This is a genomic window from Kluyvera sp. CHPC 1.2972, from assembly GCF_036759925.1.
In the GTDB taxonomy this organism is placed as follows: Bacteria; Pseudomonadota; Gammaproteobacteria; order Enterobacterales; family Enterobacteriaceae; genus Kluyvera.
In genome coordinates this window covers 37,377-53,702 of the sequence record NZ_JAPKIB010000022.1, presented here as the reverse complement: position 1 = coordinate 53,702, position 16,326 = coordinate 37,377, and the positions used below count along the sequence as shown (strand labels likewise).

Here is a 16,326-nt window from a genome sequence, read left to right as displayed (position 1 = left end):
CTCTTTAAGCCATCTTAAATGACTCTGAGGTGTCTGTTAAACCCGTGGCGATTCACAAATAACGTTAACACAGGTGCGATAGAGTCATTCACCTATGCTCAACTAAAAGCAATGGACATGGGGTCCTATGTATCCTCCGCCTGGGCAAATGAGAGGATAATGAATTATGACGAATGGTTGCGCGAGTGCAAACGGTGCGCAGTAACCCCATTAGCGGAATGGTCTGCTCCGATGACTTCTGACCAGGCGGATAGCTTCCTGGCTCTCGTCACAAAATATTATGGCCCACGCCCGACGGATGTTTGCGTCCAGTCCACATACCCACAAACCCTAGAATTGCTGCGTTCTAAAAATGCGTATATCGGGCTATGCGTCATGGGCGGCTACGGCGCTGCATTGGACGAAGACCGACTTAACCTGGCTTATAAACTGGGTAACTGCGCGGCAATGCTAAGTGGCCCCATTATCACAGATGCATCAGCGGTATCAAGTATAAAAGACCGTGGTTTACTGCTTGTATATGCTATTGCTAATACACCAACTCGTTTTGATAATGCAGTCAGTGCTGGTACCGATATCATTATTACTGACTTTTACCGGGGGTAATATGCAAGTTCAAACTTATAAAACATTACCAAAAGGTATGCAGTCATTCTCATCCTATTCAGATATACCTATTGGTTCAAATACGTTCAACAAAAACGACATAACAAAATCGGTTCTGATAAAGTCGTCAACAGCCTCCGCTGCATTGCAGTTAATGGATTTAGGTAAACAGGCACACGGAACAACATTGAGTTTCTCAGTAGACGTTCGATGCGCCTCGCTTACAGTAGGTTCCGCTTCTATTGAGATGGACTCACGATCCGGTAATGGAATTTCAGCTGGTAGAAAAATTGTGGGTGTTGCGACTACGTCGTCACTAGAATGGGTAACCCTACGTATTGACTGGATTGTGGCTGACGGTGGGAACTGGATATCTTTGGCCTACGGAGCCAGTACAACATCGCAGGGCACTTTTGAGTTTAGAAACCCTCGATTAGCAATCAGCGGTGAGCGCCGCAATAAAGCGATTGCGTTCAATTTACTACGTAGTGGTGGCGTGTGGACTATTGATGCAGCGAATTTCTTTACGGGTGGGGCGTTTCTAATATCGGCATCAGGGGATCAAATCGCTGTTGGTTGGCCCGGGGTCGATGAATCCCTAGCTCCTGCTGTCAGTATCACCATCGACACAGGATTTAGCCTTGCGTCAGCAGGGTTTGTTAGCGCAGGTCCGAATACAGTAACAAATACTGGATGCAATATTAAATTGATTCAGTCTGATGGGGCGTTCAAATCTGATGTGCTGGCCGGAGGTACTGCTCGGCTTCATGTTGTTGTTACTTGCTGATTTCAGACACACTTTCGCGGATGGCGTGTTATATGAGGAACTGCTATTTGTAAGCTATGGCGAATGCATCTGCATGCAACGCCGCAGCTTTGTCAGTCAATAATGACTGAGATGTGATGGCAAAAAATTAGCGCAAAACAACTCGAAACCGGTGAGGGTAGTGATTCGTCTTGCGCTAATGCTCTTGAAAACCACTAACTTAAACTCGAATCTGGGGGGGCATATGGGGGGCAGAATGCTTTCAGGGGGCAGGTTTGGGGGCATCAAAAAGGCCGTATATGTCCCTATATGTCCATACAGCACTTTCCCTAACCCACTGATTATCCTCTAAGTGCCTGATTTGCAGAACCTCTCAAAACCGATTAAATAAATAGGCATTGGCTATACATCTTTAGCACATCTCGCTAATCCAGCTATCACCATCAACAAACCCATTATTTTTCAAAGCATTGTAAAAATTAATCTATCTCATTCGCCGCTTGTCGCAGGGTCTATGCTTATAAAAAGACATCAATAAAGGGAAAACGGGGAATACCCCCACGTGGCGCGGGTTGAAGTGATAATCATTATCACTAACATAGCGTTATCCCTTTGTGGCTCCACTGATGAGGTAGACCTATGGATTTGCATTCTGGAACTTTCGATCCCAGCGATGTCACCTGGCGTGGCGTGACGCTTACCCCGCCTGCGGCGGCGCATATTCGGGAGCTGGTTAAACAACAGCCCGGTATTCAGGGCGTGCGGCTTGGGGTGAAACAGACCGGCTGCGCGGGCTTTGGCTATGTGCTGGACGCGGTGAGTGAACCGAATAAAGACGATCTGCTGTTCGAGGCCGACGGCGCGAAGCTGTGGGTGCCTTTAAGCGCGATGCCGTTTATTGACGGCACGGAAGTGGATTACGTGCGGGAAGGCTTGAACCAGCTGTTTAAATATCATAACCCGAAGGCGCAGAACGAATGTGGCTGCGGCGAAAGCTTCGGGGTATAGGCGGTACATAATGACGCGCAATACTGATGCAAGTGACGATGTCCAGACCTGGGCCGGCGGCCCGCTGAACTATAAAGAAGGGTTTTTTACCCAACTACAGACCGACGAACTGGCGAAAGGGATCAATGAAGAGGTGGTGCGGGCGATTTCAGCCCGACGCAATGAACCCGAGTGGATGCTGGAATTTCGCCTGAAGGCTTATCACGCCTGGACCCAGATGGAAGAGCCACACTGGCTAAAAGCCCATTACACCTCGCTGAACTATCAGGACTACAGCTATTACTCCGCGCCATCGTGCGGTAACTGTGATGATACCTGCGCTTCCGAACCAGGTGCGCAGCAGCAAACCGGGGCCAGCAGCTTTTTGACCGATGAAGTAGAGGCTACCTTCAACCAGCTCGGTGTTCCGGTGCGCGAAGGTAAAGAAGTGGCGGTGGATGCTATTTTTGACTCCGTCTCGGTTGCCACTACCTATCGGGAAAAGCTGGGCGAGCAAGGGATCATTTTCTGCTCCTTTGGCGAGGCTATCCACGATCACCCTGAACTGGTCCAGCGCTACCTGGGCACTGTCGTGCCCGAAAATGACAATTTCTTTGCCGCGTTGAATGCGGCGGTGGCCTCGGACGGTACCTTTATCTACATCCCGAAAGGGGTGCGCTGCCCGATGGAACTCTCGACCTATTTTCGTATTAACGCCGAGAAAACCGGCCAGTTTGAACGCACCATCCTGATTGCCGATGAAGGCAGCTACGTGAGCTATATCGAAGGCTGTTCCGCCCCGGTGCGCGACAGTTATCAGCTACACGCGGCGGTGGTGGAGGTGATCATCCATAAAGACGCGGAAGTGAAATACTCTACCGTGCAAAACTGGTTCCCCGGCGACAACAACAGCGGCGGGATCCTCAACTTCGTCACCAAGCGTGCGCTGTGCGAAGGGGAAAACAGCAAGATGTCCTGGACGCAGTCAGAAACCGGTTCGGCGATCACCTGGAAATACCCGAGCTGCATCCTACGCGGGGATAACTCGGTTGGTGAGTTCTTCTCGGTGGCGCTGACCAGTGGCCATCAGCAGGCTGACACCGGCACTAAGATGATCCACATCGGTAAAAACACCCGTTCGACCATTATCTCGAAGGGGATCTCTGCCGGGCATAGTCAGAACAGCTATCGCGGGCTGGTGAAAATCATGCCGACGGCGACCAATGCGCGTAACTACACTCAGTGCGACTCGATGCTGATTGGCCCCGACTGCGGGGCGCATACCTTTCCGTACGTTGAATGCCGCAATAACAGCGCACAGCTGGAGCATGAAGCCACCACCTCACGCATCGGTGAAGATCAGCTGTTCTACTGCCTGCAGCGCGGCATCAGCGAAGATGATGCTATCTCGATGATCGTGAACGGCTTTTGTAAGGATGTTTTCTCGGAGCTGCCGCTGGAGTTCGCCGTGGAAGCGCAAAAACTGCTGGCTATCAGCCTCGAACACAGCGTCGGTTAAGGATTAAGGGAAACGGTATGTTGAATATCAACGAATTAGAAGTCTCGGTTGACGATAAAGCGATCCTGCGCGGCGTTAACCTGAACGTGCGCCCAGGCGAGGTGCACGCCATTATGGGGCCGAATGGCTCAGGGAAAAGTACGCTCTCCGCGACGCTGGCGGGCCGTGAAGATTACACCGTTACCGGTGGTTCGGTAACGTTTAAGGGCAGCGATCTGCTGGCGCTGTCGCCGGAAGAGCGGGCCGGAGAGGGCATCTTTATGGCCTTCCAGTATCCGGTCGAGATCCCAGGGGTCAGCAACCAGTTCTTCCTGCAAACCGCGCTGAACTCGGTGCGCGCGCATCGCGGGCAGGAACCGCTGGATCGTTTTGACTTTCAGGATCTGATGGAAGAGAAAATCGATCTGCTGAAGATGCCCGCGGATCTCCTGACCCGTTCGGTCAACGTCGGTTTCTCCGGCGGCGAGAAGAAGCGCAACGATATTCTACAGATGGCGGTGCTGGAACCGGAGCTTTGCATTCTCGATGAAACGGACTCCGGGCTGGATATCGATGCCCTCAAAATCGTCGCCGACGGCGTGAACTCGCTGCGCGACGGTAAGCGGGCGTTTATCATCGTCACCCACTACCAGCGCATTCTGGATTACATCAAGCCGGACGTGGTGCACGTGCTCTACCAAGGGCGCATTGTGAAATCCGGCGACTTCCGTCTGGTGAAACAACTGGAGGAGCAGGGCTATGGCTGGCTTAGCGAACAACAGTAGCGCGCTGCAGCAGTGGCATGCGCTGTTCCAGTCGCGGGGCGGCAACGTGTCGCCTCAGGCGCAGCAGCACCTCCAGCAGGTACAAAAGCTGGGTCTGCCAACACGCAAAGATGAAGACTGGAAGTACACCTCGCTGGATAAACTGCTCGCCAGCACTTTCGTTGCTCCGGCACTGCCAGCGCTGACCGTCGCAGAGCGCGATGCGCACGCGGTGGCGCTGGATGCCTACCGGCTGGTGTTTGTTGATGGGCAGTTCGATGCCCGACTGAGCGACGATTTATCGGCGAGCGGGTTTGAGGTGATGGTCGATAACCAACGTCAGTCGCTGCCGGATGCCGTGCACGGTGAAGTCTTCCTCCATCTGACCGAAGGGCTGGCAACCAGCGTGACCCATATTGCGGTGGCGCGTCATCAGCATCCAGCAAAACCGCTGCTGTTGCTGCACATTACCCGCGGCCTTGATTCTGATGAGATGAACACTGCGCACTATCGCCACCATCTCCGCCTGGCGGAAGGGGCGCAGGCGACGGTGATTGAACAGTACGTTAGCCTGAATGCGGCGCGCCATTTTACCGGTGCGAGGTTGACCGCAGAGGTGGCGGACAACGCGCAACTTCAGCATCTTAAGCTGAACTGTGAAAATGCCCTGAGCTACCACTTCGCCCACAACGATCTGCGATTAGGACGCGATGCCTCGGCCTTCAGCCACAGTTTCCTGCTGGGCGCGGCGGTCACCCGTCACCACACCAGCACACAGCTGAATGGCGAGAACAGCACTCTACGGGTCAACAGCTTGTCGATGCCGGTGGGCAACGAAGTGTGCGATACACGTACCTGGCTTGAACATAATCAGGGTTACTGCAACAGCCGCCAGCTCCATAAAACCATCGTGAACGATAAGGGGCGGGCGGTGTTTAACGGCGTGATTACCGTGGCACCGCATGCAATTAAAACCGACGGGCAGATGACCAACAACAATCTGCTGCTTGGACGGCTGGCGGAAGTGGATACCAAGCCGCAGTTGGAAATCTATGCTGATGATGTCAAGTGCAGCCACGGTGCCACCGTGGGTCGTATCGACGATGAGCAGCTCTTTTACTTACGCTCACGCGGGATAGCGCAGGAGGAGGCGAAGAAAATCATCCTCTATGCGTTTGCCGCGGGGCTGACCGATGCCATTGCCCTTGAAGCGCTCAAGCAGCACGTGCTAGCGCGCATTGGGCTGCGTCTGGCAGGAGGTAAACAATGACTTTTTCCGTACAACAGGTTCGCGGTGATTTTCCGGTGCTGGCGCGTGAGGTTCACGGCCAGCCGCTGGTGTATCTCGACTCGGCCGCCAGCGCGCAAAAACCGGAACAGGTAATCAACGCCGAAGCGACCTTTTATCGTCACGGCTATGCCGCCGTACACCGTGGGATCCACACGCTAAGCGCCGAAGCGACGCAACGTATGGAAGATGTGCGCCAGAAAGTGGCGCACTTCCTCCATGCCGCCAGTGCCGAAGAGATTGTCTTTGTCCGCGGCACCACCGAGGCGATTAACCTGGTGGCGAATAGCTGGGGAAACAGCAACGTCAAGGCCGGTGACAATATCGTGATCACCGCCATGGAGCATCACGCCAATATCGTGCCCTGGCAGATGCTCTGCGCGCGCAGCGGGGCGGAGCTGCGGGTTATCCCACTCACGCCTGACGGTACCCTGCAACTCGATGCCGTAGAGGCGTTGTTTGACGAACGTACCCGGCTGCTGGCGGTAACCCAGGTCTCTAACGTACTGGGCACGGAGAACCCGCTGCCGGCGCTGATCGCTCTGGCCCATCGCCACGGCGCGAAGGTGCTGGTAGACGGCGCGCAGGCGGTGATGCACCTGCCGGTTGATGTACAGACGCTGGACTGCGATTTCTATGCCTTCTCCGGTCACAAGCTCTATGGACCCACCGGGATCGGTGCGCTGTACGTCAAAGCGGAGATCCTGCAGGAGATGCCACCGTGGGAAGGGGGCGGCTCAATGATTGCCACCGTCAGCCTGACCGAAGGCACCACCTGGACCAAAGCGCCGTGGCGTTTTGAAGCGGGTACGCCTAATACCGGCGGCATTATTGGCCTCGGTGCGGCACTCGACTACGTGAATGCATTGGGCCTGACGGCGATCGACGAATACGAGCAGACCCTGATGCGCTACGCGTTGGATGCGCTGGCCACCGTGCCTGATTTGCACCTTTACGGCCCCGCCGAGCGCCGTGGGGTGATTGCCTTTAATCTCGGCAAGCATCACGCCTATGACGTGGGCAGTTTTCTCGATAACTACGGCATCGCCGTACGTACCGGCCACCACTGCGCCATGCCGCTAATGGCATTTTACCAGGTTCCCGCTATGTGCCGGGCCTCGCTGGCGATGTACAACACCGTTGAAGAGGTCGACAGACTGGTGGCAGGGTTACAGCGCATCAGGCGCTTATTGGGTTAACAGGGAGCAACGATGGCGGCTTTACCGGATAAAGACAAACTGTTGCGCAACTTCACGCGCTGCGCCAACTGGGAAGAAAAGTACCTCTATATCATCGAACTGGGGCAGCGCCTGACACCGTTAAGCACCGAGCTACACAGCCCTGAACACCTTATTCAGGGCTGCCAGAGCCAGGTGTGGATAGTGATGGGGCGCGATGAACAGGGTCGGATAACCCTGCAGGGCGATAGCGATGCAGCTATTGTTAAAGGCTTGATTGCCGTGGTGTTTATCCTCTACGATGGCATGACCGCCGCCGACGTTCAGGCTTTCGATGTTCGCCCCTGGTTTGAACAGCTGGCGCTGGCGCAGCATCTGACACCGTCGCGCTCCCAGGGGCTGGAGGCGATGATTCGGGCAATTCGTACGCAAGCAGCAAGTTTTAGCTAATATCAAATAGACAGCTTTCATTCTGTTACGAAAGGCGGGCTTAAGCCCGCCACGCTGGTGGTTCAGCTTTCTGGCACGTTGTCAGTGAATATGAATAAGGAATCCAGATATGAAGCGCGCGTCCCTCTTAACACTCAGCATTTTAGGAGCCCTCAGCGCTATTTCCAGCGCCTGGGCCGTTGACTACCCATTACCCCCTGCCAACAGTCGTTTAATCGGCCAGAATCAAACCTACACCGTTCAGGACGGTGACAAGAACCTACAGGCTATTGCCCGACGCTTTGATACGGCGGCGATGCTGATCCTCGAAGCCAACAATACCATCGCGCCCGTGCCAAGACCCGGTACCGTGGTGACTATCCCGTCACAGATGCTATTGCCGGATGTGCCGCGTGAAGGGATTGTGGTGAACCTGGCTGAACTTCGCCTCTACTACTTCCCGCCGGGAGAACAGCAGGTGCAGGTCTATCCTATTGGCATCGGTCTGCAAGGGCTGGAAACGCCGGAAATGACGACACGCGTGGGGCAGAAGATCCCCAACCCGACCTGGACGCCAACAGCGGGCATTCGCGCGCGTTCCCTGGAGCGTGGCGTCACGTTGCCCGCGGTGGTGCCTGCGGGTCCAGGTAATCCGCTGGGGCTCTTTGCGCTGCGTCTGGCGTACGGTAACGGCGAATATCTCATTCACGGCACTAACGCCCCGGACAGCGTCGGTCTGCGCGTCAGCTCGGGTTGTATTCGCATGAATGCGCCAGATATCAAAGCGCTGTTTGCTCAGGTACGCAGTGGAACGCCGGTCAGGGTGATCAACGAACCGGTGAAGTACGCCGTTGAGCCGGATGGCTCTCGCTATCTGGAAGTGCATCGCCCGCTGTCGCAGAACGAAGCACAGGACACGCAAACCATGAAGATGACGTTATCCCCTGGCTTTAAGCAGTTCGTCCAGCAGGCGAGCGTGAGCGAAGACCAGGTGAAAAAAACGCTGTCGCGTCGTGCCGGTTATCCGGTGATTATCTCCACGGGGAAAGGAACGGCTTCTGCGGCTGAACCAGTGCTGTCGGTACAGAACAGTGCGCGGGGAGAAGCGGTGGGGGCAGAAACGTCATCCGGAAAGGTGACGCAGTAGAGCCGGCAAATCGCAGGCAAAAAAAATGGCGCACAATGTGCGCCATTTTTATTACCAGAACTCTTACTTACGGTAAGAGTGAGCCTGGTTGTCCAGACGCTGGTTAGCACGAGCTGCGTCGTCTTTAGCAGCCTGAACGTCGGAACGCATTGCGTTCACGTCGTTGCTCAGCTGGTCAACTTTAGCGTTCAGAGTCTGAACGTCAGAAGACAGCTGATCGATTTTAGCATTGCTGGAGCAACCTGCCAGCAGAGTAGAACCCAGGATTACCGCGCCCAGTACCAGTTTAGTACGATTCATTATAAATACCCTCTAGATTGAGTTAATCTCCATGTAGCGTTACAAGTATTACACAAACTTTTTTATATTGAGAATATTTTTTTATGCCTTTTCCCTTATTTTTGATCGTTCGCTCAAAGAACCATCGACTTTGGGATTTTATGGCGAAAAAGTGTGTGAAAACAGAGGACTTCCATCGGATTCATCTTAGATAATCTGAGTTTAAATAGTGACAGCCTATTTGATTTTTTATTGAGCTCAGTTATCTGACTGTATAAAAAAAGCGCCCAGAGGGCGCTTTTTTAAGCAAACTATAATAAGTATGTGGATTATTACAGTACGTGCACGGATGCCGTGTTGGTGGTTCCGCTTGGAACCAGCGCGCCAGAAACCATGACAACAACGTCACCTTTCTGAGCCAGACCGCTTTCCAGAGCGACTTCTTTACCCATACGGTAGAAATCATCGGTAGAGCTGATCTCTTTGACTACCTGAGCGATAACGCCTTTGCTCAGCACCAGCTGACGAGCAGTGGTTTCATTGGTAGTCAGCGCCAGAATGGTGGCATCCGGGAAGTATTTACGGATAGCACGTGCAGATTTACCGCCCTGGGTAGCAACCACGATCAGCGGCGCGTCCAGTTTTTCAGCAGTTTCAACGGCGCCACGGCATACGGCTTCAGTGATGCGCAGTTTGCGGCTGTCGTTGTTGAAGTCCAGACGGCTGGTCATCACGCGGTCAGTACGTTCGCAGATGGTCGCCATGATGGTTACCGCTTCCAGCGGGTACTTACCTTTAGCGGATTCGCCGGACAGCATGACTGCATCGGTACCGTCGAGGATGGCGTTGGCGACGTCGCCTGCTTCAGCGCGGGTAGGACGTGGGTTTTTGATCATGGAATCCAGCATCTGGGTCGCAGTGATTACGACTTTACGTGCACGGATACATTTTTCGATGATCATCTTCTGCGCGAAGATAACTTCTTCAACAGGGATCTCAACGCCCATATCGCCACGAGCAACCATGATGCCGTCAGATGCTTCGAGGATTTCGTCGAAGTTGTTCAGGCCTTCCTGGTTTTCGATTTTGGAGATGATCTGGATGTTTTCGCCGCCGTGCGCCTTCAGGTGCTCACGGATTTCAACAACGTCAGAACGTTTACGGATAAAAGACGCCGCAACGAAGTCAACGCCTTGCTCGCAACCAAAGATCAGATCCTGTTTGTCTTTCTCAGCCAGTGCTGGCAGAGCGATAGAAACTCCAGGCAGGTTAACGCCTTTGTTTTCGCCCAGGTCACCGTTGTTCAGCACTTTACAGATAACCTTGTTACCTTCGATAGCGGTCACTTCCATACCGATCAGACCATCGTCTACCAGTACGGTGTTGCCCACGGTCAGGTCAGTGGTGAAGCCTTCGTAGGTCACAGCAACGATTTCGCTGTTACCCACAACGGATTTGTCGGTGGTGAAAGTGAAGGTCTGACCCGCTTTCAGGGAAACGTCGTTACCGCCTTCCAGCTTGATGGTACGGATTTCTGGGCCTTTGGTATCCAGCAGGATAGCTGCTTTCTTACCGGTTTTGCTCAGCACGTTGCGCAGGTTTTTGATGCGCTGACCGTGTTCAGCATAGTCGCCGTGGGAGAAGTTCAGACGCATGACGTTCATGCCAGCGTCAAGCATTTTGCCTAACATCTCTTCGGATTCAGTTTTCGGCCCGATGGTACAAACAATTTTGGTCTTTTTCATGACAGTCTTAGTCTTTAAGTTGAGATTGAGAAGGATTGGGATTTTGAATTCTCGCTCCATGCGCGCACAGCCATGGAGTCAAACCGGTATTACGAAAGTTGCTATGCCACGCCATAAGGATAGGTGACATAAAAAAAGCGTGCAGAGGAAAGTGTGCTAGAGGTTCAGCATAGTTAAATAGGCGATGTTTTAATCGTTTATTAATGCAGTCCAATGAGCTGAAACCATTCAAGAAAGAAACGCCGCAGATTATACGATGTTATGTTGTAAAAAGAAAATAAAAACACCGTTTCAAAATTAAAAGACGCTAATTAACAAAACAAAAACGTATTACTTCTAAAAATGTAACAGCGAAGATGCGCAACAAATCGATGAAAGCTGCGCGGTGGTCGTTGCTGATTTGCTTTATCCACTAATAGAATCAATAATAATTTGATTATTAATGGAAATTAGCGAGCGTAAACGATGGGAAATCAGGCGAAAGACGACGTTTTATACCAGGAAATGTGCCGCGTGGTGGGCAAGGTAGTGCTGGAAATGCGCGATTTAGGGCAGGAGCCAAAGCATATTGTGATTGCAGGCGTGGTGCGTACGGCGTTGGCTAATAACAAAATTCAGCGCTCCGAGCTGACGCGCGAAGCGATGCAAAAGGTGGTGACTGCGCTTTCAGGGCAGTGATAACACCTTGAAATAAATAATGATCAGGCGATAACGAAACGCAGAATAGCTTTGACGGCCAGTTCGCTGTGATGGGAAATCAGCGCGTCATCATCGATGTCTGGAAGCGGACCGTCCAGATAAAGGCTGTTAAAGCTATAAAAGTTGGAAACCTGATAAAAGCTGAAGCTGCTGATCAGGCGGTGCACGTCGCGGGCTTCAAGCGCAGGCTGAAAAATGCCTTGCGCCTGCCCGCGATGAAGAATGTGTTCCAGCAGCGAAAGGGCGCTTTTATTGAGTCGTTTCAGGTCGCCCGACGCCAACAGCCATTTCCCACGCTGCATGTTCTCCATACAGATAATACGCATAAAGTCCGCATGTTCGGCGTGATAACGCACGCTCCACTTCACCAGTTGCACCAACGCTTCTACCGGCGGCTGATTCTCCAGACCGAGCTGCTGCTCCGTTTCACGGATCCGCGAATAAACATACTGAAGAACCGACTGGTACAGCTGCTCTTTCGTTTTGAAGTAGTAAACCACCATACGTTTGGTGGTCTGCGCTTCCCCGGCAATCTGTTCCATTCTGGCTCCCGCCAGCCCATGTTCGGCAAACACGGCAATGGCCGCGTTGAAAATACGGTTCTTAAGCGACTGGGCTTCGTCTTGAGCGATGGCGGACATAACAACTCCTGTTAACTTTTCCAAGGGAACAAAAAATACACACAATGATCACAATTTAGCAACCAAATATGGCGCTAACGAACCAAATGATTCATATTCATCCCACCGTTACTGCATGAACCTGGTGAAACTATGTTGCGTTCTATTGCCACCGTGTCTATTTCTGGAACCCTGCCTGAAAAGCTGAGCGCAATTGCAGCAGCAGGCTATCAGGGCGTTGAGATCTTCGAAAATGATTTGCTCTATTATACCGGCACGCCAGCAGATGTCCGTAGCATGGCCGACGATCTGGGGCTAAAAATCACCTTATTTCAGCCATTTCGCGATTTTGAAGGCGGCACCCGCGCGCAGTTTGCCGCCAACCTTGAGCGGGCGAAGCGTAAATTTGCGCTGATGCACGAACTGGGCTGCGACACGCTATTACTTTGCAGTAACGTTCAGGCAGATTGTTCTGCCGATATTGACCTCCAGATTGCCGATCTCCGCGCGCTGGCGACGCTCGCCGAGCAGGAAAATATCCGCATTGGCTATGAAGCGTTAGCCTGGGGAACGCACGTCAACCGTTGGTACCAGGCGTGGGAAAGAGTGAAGGCAGTAGATAGCCCGGCGCTGGGTATTGTGCTCGACAGCTTCCACATTCTGTCGCTCGGTGACGATCTCAGCCGCCTGCACGAAGTCCCGGTCGATAAAATTACCTTCCTGCAACTGGCCGATGCGCCGTTGATGAAAATGGACGTACTCGAATGGAGTCGTCATTTCCGCTGTTTCCCTGGTCAGGGTGAACTGCCGCTGGTGGAGTTTACGCGGGAACTCACGCGTGTAGGCTATCGCGGCCCGTGGTCGCTGGAGATTTTTAACGACGGTTTCCGCGCCTCACCGAACGGCGCCACGGCCAAAGATGGCTATCGCTCACTGCTGTGGCTGGAAGAGCAGACGCGCCACGCGTTGGATCACACCGACGCCTGTCTGTTCCAGACCGCGAATTTACCCACTTACCAGGGCACCGAGTTTATTGAATTTGCCGCCAGCCCTGCAGAGGCCAAAAAGCTGAGTGCCATGCTCAGTGGGATGGGGTTTACGCTGGCTGGTACCCACCGTTCAAAGCAGGTAGCGCTCTGGAGCAACGGCGGTGCGCGGGTGATTATTAACTATCAGCCGCACAGCTGGGCCGATCACTTTTACCAGCGTCACGGTGTATCGCTGTGCGCAATGGCGCTGCGGGTTAGCGCAAGCGCGCCGATTGTGGCGCGGGCAAAAGCCTATGGCTACGCCACCTGGCAGGGTGAGGTGGGGCCGAATGAGAGTGCGATCCCAGCGGTTTGCGCACCCGACGGCAGCCTCATCTATCTGGTGGAGGGCAATCAGGATATCTATAGCCAGGATTTCAACCTCACCGCGACGGCAAACGGCGGGGCGCTGCTGGGCATTGATCATCTGGCACTAGGGATGGAGGCCGACAGCCGTGATAACTGGGTGATGTTCTGTCGTGCCGTACTCGGCTTTACGCTTGAACATGAACAGACGATGCCCGACCCGTACGGCCTGGTGCGCAGCCTGGCGGTACAAAGCCCGCAGGGCAACATTCGGCTGGCGCTGAATATTTCACAAAGCCGTGCCACGCAGATTGCGCGTTCCGTTGCCTGTTATCAGGGGGCTGGGCTCCAGCATGCGGCGTTTGCCTGCCAGGATCTGCTGGGATTACTGGATAAGCAGCCGCTGGCGGACTCGCTCTCCTTACCGGTACCGGCAAACTACTATGACGATTTGCTGGCGCGTTTTGGTGGCCCGGAGCAGGTTGCTCTTATGCAGCGTCAGCAAATACTTTATGACCGTGATGTCGCTGGTGGTGAGTTCTTGCACCGTTACACCTGGCCCTTCAGCGAAGGACGCTTCTTCTTTGAATTAACCGAAAGACGCAACGGATACACGCAGTATGGTGCGGTGAATGCCGCCGTTCGACTCTCGGCTATGCAGTACCGTTAGCGCGCTGGAATGAACCACCCGGTACGCTAACTTCACAGGACAGACCATAACAATAAACACGCATCTGCACTCGACAACGACAGGTAACTACTATGAATTCACTCGGCCATAATCGCGTGGCTACCGCTGAGGCGGTTAACGCGGTCCCCCGTACCCGGCGGCGCATCGGTATTTTGGCGCTGCTGGCCGTCGGGACAATGATTAACTATCTCGACCGTACCGTGCTCGGCATTGCCGCACCGCAGCTCACCCAGGAACTGGGTATCGGCGCGGCGGTGATGGGGATTGTCTTCTCCGCCTTCGCCTGGACCTATGCGCTGGCGCAGATCCCCGGCGGTATGTTCCTTGACCGCTTTGGCAACAAAGTGACCTACTTTCTGGCGCTGGGATTCTGGTCGCTGTTCACGCTGTTCCACGGGTTTGCCGTGGGGCTGAAATCGTTGCTGCTGTGCCGTTTTGGCCTCGGCATCAGCGAAGCGCCGTGCTTCCCGGTGAACAGCCGGGTGGTTAGTGCCTGGTTTCCTCAGCACGAGCGAGCCAAAGCAACGGCGGTTTACACCGTCGGGGAATATCTGGGCTTAGCCTGCTTCGCGCCGCTGCTGTTCTGGATTATGGACGGTTTCGGTTGGCGCACGCTGTTTATCACCGTCGGTGTGGTGGGTATTCTGTTCGCGCTGGTCTGGTGGCGCCATTACCGTGAACCGCATGAAGATGTGCGTCTGAGCGAGCAGGAACGCGACTACATCAGCGCAGGCGGCGGTATGACGACCGGGGCCGAGCAGCGCAAAGCCTTTAGCTGGCCGTTGGTGCGCCAGTTGTTGCGCAAACGCCAGATTGTCGGTGCCAGTATCGGTCAGTTTGCGGGTAACACCGTGCTGGTCTTTTTCCTCACCTGGTTCCCAACCTACCTGGCGACCGAACGCCATATGCCGTGGATAAAAGTCGGCTTCTTCGCCATTATGCCGTTCCTGGCAGCAGCGGGCGGCGTGATGTTCGGCGGCTGGGTATCGGATAAATTGCTGAAAGCGACCGGTAGCGCCAACCTGGGGCGTAAGCTGCCGATTATCGCCGGGCTGCTGATGGCGAGTTGTATTATCAGCGCCAACTGGCTCACCAGCGATACAGCGGTCATTATGGTGATGTCCTTCGCCTTCTTTGGTCAGGGAATGGTCGGCCTTGGCTGGACCTTAATTTCCGATATGGCGCCAAAAGGCCTGGGTGGCTTGACCGGCGGGCTGTTCAACTTCTGCGCCAACCTGGCGGGGATCCTCACACCTCTGGTGATTGGCTTTATCGTTGCCGCGTTCGGTAACTTCTTCTATGCACTGTTCTATATCGGCGGTGCGGCGCTGCTCGGCGTGGTGGCCTATCTGTTTATCCTCGGCGATGTGAAGCGCATTGAGCTGGATCTGCCGGAGCAGGAGGGCACTCATGCAAATTAGTGGGCATACGCGGTTAATTGCTCATTTGGGGTACCCGACCGAAAGTTTCAAAGCACCGATGATCTACAACCCCTGGTTTGAAAACCAGGGGGTTGATGTCAAAGTGGTACCGATGGGCGTGAAGCCGGAAGATTATACGGCGCTGATTCCGTCAATCTTCACTCTGACCAATATTGCCGGCGCGTTGGTGACTATGCCGCATAAAGTCGCCACCTGTGAACTGGTGACCCGGATGAGCCCAACCGCGCAAATTGCCGGGGCGTGTAATGCGATTCGCCGGGAGGCAGATGGCACGCTCACCGGCGATATGTTTGACGGCGATGGTTTTGTCCGCGGGATACAGCGCAAAGGTTTTCGCACTATTGGTGCGCGCGCGCTGGTTACCGGCTGCGGCGGCGTGGGGTCGGCGATTGCCGCCTCGCTTGCTGCCGCAGGCGTCAGCGCGTTAACGCTGTTTGACGCTCGTGAAAGCACGGCGAATGCGCTTGCGGCGCGGTTGCAGGCGCACTATCCGCAGCTGCGGTTAACTGTGATGTCTTGCGACCCGGCGGGGCACGACCTGGTGGTGAACGCGACGCCGCTCGGTATGTCGCCCGGCGACCCACTGCCGGTCGAGATGTCGCGGGTGGCTCCTGACACGTTTATCGGTGAAGTGGTGATGAAGCAGGAGTACACGCCATTTTTACAAGCCGCGCTGGAACGCGGTTGCCCGGTGCAGCGCGGTACTGACATGCTGTTTGAGATGATCCCGGCCTATCTGGATTTCTTCCATTTACCGGTTGCAACCCCGGAACAGCTGCAGGCGCTGGCGGACATTCGTTACTAAAGCGCTGGTCAGCGGCGTAATAGCCTGGGTAACATAACGCTTATGTCC

General features: G+C 54.2%; 17 protein-coding genes. 13 read left to right on the top strand and 4 right to left on the bottom strand.

The window, feature by feature from the left end; translation table 11 throughout:
- The first annotated feature begins 18 nt into the window (after window positions 1-18).
- From V6944_RS21690 to ldtE, 9 genes are all read left to right on the top strand, one after another.
- Entirely contained in the window at window positions 19-606 is a 588-nt protein-coding gene (locus V6944_RS21690) for a glycerophosphodiester phosphodiesterase (protein WP_333500482.1), read from the top strand.
- Between the two features lies 1 nt (window position 607).
- The gene (locus V6944_RS21685) at window positions 608-1,393 is read left to right on the top strand and encodes a hypothetical protein (RefSeq protein ID WP_333500481.1); all 786 of its coding nucleotides are present in this window, start codon (window positions 608-610) and stop codon (window positions 1,391-1,393) included.
- 618 nt (window positions 1,394-2,011) lie between these two features.
- Window positions 2,012-2,380, top strand: coding sequence for a Fe-S cluster assembly scaffold SufA (sufA, locus tag V6944_RS21680; RefSeq protein WP_333494896.1), 369 nt, complete (start codon window positions 2,012-2,014; stop codon window positions 2,378-2,380).
- A gap of 10 nt (window positions 2,381-2,390) precedes the next feature.
- Window positions 2,391-3,878 carry a Fe-S cluster assembly protein SufB gene (gene sufB / locus V6944_RS21675; RefSeq protein WP_333500480.1) on the top strand — a complete coding sequence of 496 codons (1,488 nt, stop codon included), beginning with the start codon at window positions 2,391-2,393 and terminating at the stop codon, window positions 3,876-3,878.
- 17 nt (window positions 3,879-3,895) lie between these two features.
- Entirely contained in the window at window positions 3,896-4,642 is a 747-nt protein-coding gene (gene sufC / locus V6944_RS21670) for a Fe-S cluster assembly ATPase SufC (RefSeq protein WP_333500479.1), read from the top strand.
- Window positions 4,617-5,891 carry a Fe-S cluster assembly protein SufD gene (gene sufD / locus V6944_RS21665; RefSeq protein WP_333500478.1) on the top strand — a complete coding sequence of 425 codons (1,275 nt, stop codon included), beginning with the start codon at window positions 4,617-4,619 and terminating at the stop codon, window positions 5,889-5,891. The genes sufC and sufD overlap by 26 nt, the downstream gene beginning before the upstream one ends.
- Window positions 5,888-7,108, top strand: a complete 1,221-nt coding sequence (sufS, locus tag V6944_RS21660; protein WP_333500477.1) for a cysteine desulfurase SufS — start codon at window positions 5,888-5,890, stop codon at window positions 7,106-7,108. Before sufD ends, sufS begins: the two co-directional genes overlap by 4 nt.
- 12 nt (window positions 7,109-7,120) lie before the next feature.
- A complete protein-coding gene (gene sufE / locus V6944_RS21655; RefSeq protein WP_333500476.1) occupies window positions 7,121-7,537 on the top strand; it encodes a cysteine desulfuration protein SufE in 417 nt (138 codons plus the stop codon).
- 109 nt (window positions 7,538-7,646) lie between these two features.
- Complete coding sequence (gene ldtE / locus V6944_RS21650) at window positions 7,647-8,663, top strand: L,D-transpeptidase LdtE (RefSeq protein ID WP_333500475.1); 1,017 nt, start codon at window positions 7,647-7,649, stop codon at window positions 8,661-8,663.
- Between the two features lie 63 nt (window positions 8,664-8,726).
- On the opposite strand, the gene V6944_RS21645 is transcribed toward ldtE, so the two are convergent.
- The 3 genes from V6944_RS21645 to ynhH form a co-directional block, all read right to left on the bottom strand.
- Window positions 8,727-8,963 carry a major outer membrane lipoprotein gene (locus V6944_RS21645; RefSeq protein ID WP_002908860.1) on the bottom strand — a complete coding sequence of 79 codons (237 nt, stop codon included), beginning with the start codon at window positions 8,961-8,963 and terminating at the stop codon, window positions 8,727-8,729.
- Between the two features lie 311 nt (window positions 8,964-9,274).
- Window positions 9,275-10,687, bottom strand: coding sequence for a pyruvate kinase PykF (pykF, locus tag V6944_RS21640; RefSeq protein ID WP_185668662.1), 1,413 nt, complete (start codon window positions 10,685-10,687; stop codon window positions 9,275-9,277).
- A 7-nt stretch (window positions 10,688-10,694) separates the two neighbouring features.
- Complete coding sequence (gene ynhH / locus V6944_RS23365) at window positions 10,695-10,901, bottom strand: protein YnhH (protein ID WP_442910764.1); 207 nt, start codon at window positions 10,899-10,901, stop codon at window positions 10,695-10,697.
- A 251-nt stretch (window positions 10,902-11,152) separates the two neighbouring features.
- Between ynhH and fumD the strand changes: the two genes are divergently transcribed.
- A complete protein-coding gene (fumD, locus tag V6944_RS21635; protein ID WP_185668663.1) occupies window positions 11,153-11,365 on the top strand; it encodes a fumarate hydratase FumD in 213 nt (70 codons plus the stop codon).
- 23 nt (window positions 11,366-11,388) lie between these two features.
- On the opposite strand, the gene V6944_RS21630 is transcribed toward fumD, so the two are convergent.
- Window positions 11,389-12,027 carry a TetR family transcriptional regulator gene (locus V6944_RS21630; RefSeq protein WP_333500474.1) on the bottom strand — a complete coding sequence of 213 codons (639 nt, stop codon included), beginning with the start codon at window positions 12,025-12,027 and terminating at the stop codon, window positions 11,389-11,391.
- A 132-nt stretch (window positions 12,028-12,159) separates the two neighbouring features.
- Between V6944_RS21630 and V6944_RS21625 the strand changes: the two genes are divergently transcribed.
- The 3 genes from V6944_RS21625 to V6944_RS21615 all read left to right on the top strand — a co-directional run bounded on the left by V6944_RS21625 (window position 12,160) and on the right by V6944_RS21615 (window position 16,278).
- Entirely contained in the window at window positions 12,160-14,010 is a 1,851-nt protein-coding gene (locus tag V6944_RS21625; RefSeq protein WP_333500473.1) for a bifunctional sugar phosphate isomerase/epimerase/4-hydroxyphenylpyruvate dioxygenase family protein, read from the top strand.
- A gap of 92 nt (window positions 14,011-14,102) precedes the next feature.
- Complete coding sequence (locus V6944_RS21620; protein ID WP_333010339.1) at window positions 14,103-15,452, top strand: MFS transporter; 1,350 nt, start codon at window positions 14,103-14,105, stop codon at window positions 15,450-15,452.
- On the top strand, window positions 15,442-16,278 hold the full coding sequence (locus V6944_RS21615; RefSeq protein ID WP_333500472.1) for a shikimate dehydrogenase family protein: 837 nt from the start codon (window positions 15,442-15,444) through the stop codon (window positions 16,276-16,278). Before V6944_RS21620 ends, V6944_RS21615 begins: the two co-directional genes overlap by 11 nt.
- Window positions 16,279-16,326: the final 48 nt, after the last annotated feature.

Coding starts and splice junctions, on each gene's coding strand:
- sufE (WP_333500476.1), top strand. CDS start 7,121: ATGGCGGCTTTACCGGATAAAGACAAACTGTTGCGCAACTTCACGCGC.
- sufC (WP_333500479.1), top strand. CDS start 3,896: ATGTTGAATATCAACGAATTAGAAGTCTCGGTTGACGATAAAGCGATC.
- sufB (WP_333500480.1), top strand. CDS start 2,391: ATGACGCGCAATACTGATGCAAGTGACGATGTCCAGACCTGGGCCGGC.
- V6944_RS21690 (WP_333500482.1), top strand. CDS start 19: ATGACTCTGAGGTGTCTGTTAAACCCGTGGCGATTCACAAATAACGTT.
- V6944_RS21625 (WP_333500473.1), top strand. CDS start 12,160: ATGTTGCGTTCTATTGCCACCGTGTCTATTTCTGGAACCCTGCCTGAA.
- V6944_RS21685 (WP_333500481.1), top strand. CDS start 608: ATGCAAGTTCAAACTTATAAAACATTACCAAAAGGTATGCAGTCATTC.
- V6944_RS21645 (WP_002908860.1), bottom strand. CDS start 8,963: ATGAATCGTACTAAACTGGTACTGGGCGCGGTAATCCTGGGTTCTACT.
- V6944_RS21630 (WP_333500474.1), bottom strand. CDS start 12,027: ATGTCCGCCATCGCTCAAGACGAAGCCCAGTCGCTTAAGAACCGTATT.
- sufS (WP_333500477.1), top strand. CDS start 5,888: ATGACTTTTTCCGTACAACAGGTTCGCGGTGATTTTCCGGTGCTGGCG.
- sufD (WP_333500478.1), top strand. CDS start 4,617: ATGGCTGGCTTAGCGAACAACAGTAGCGCGCTGCAGCAGTGGCATGCG.
- fumD (WP_185668663.1), top strand. CDS start 11,153: ATGGGAAATCAGGCGAAAGACGACGTTTTATACCAGGAAATGTGCCGC.
- sufA (WP_333494896.1), top strand. CDS start 2,012: ATGGATTTGCATTCTGGAACTTTCGATCCCAGCGATGTCACCTGGCGT.
- V6944_RS21615 (WP_333500472.1), top strand. CDS start 15,442: ATGCAAATTAGTGGGCATACGCGGTTAATTGCTCATTTGGGGTACCCG.
- pykF (WP_185668662.1), bottom strand. CDS start 10,687: ATGAAAAAGACCAAAATTGTTTGTACCATCGGGCCGAAAACTGAATCC.
- V6944_RS21620 (WP_333010339.1), top strand. CDS start 14,103: ATGAATTCACTCGGCCATAATCGCGTGGCTACCGCTGAGGCGGTTAAC.
- ldtE (WP_333500475.1), top strand. CDS start 7,647: ATGAAGCGCGCGTCCCTCTTAACACTCAGCATTTTAGGAGCCCTCAGC.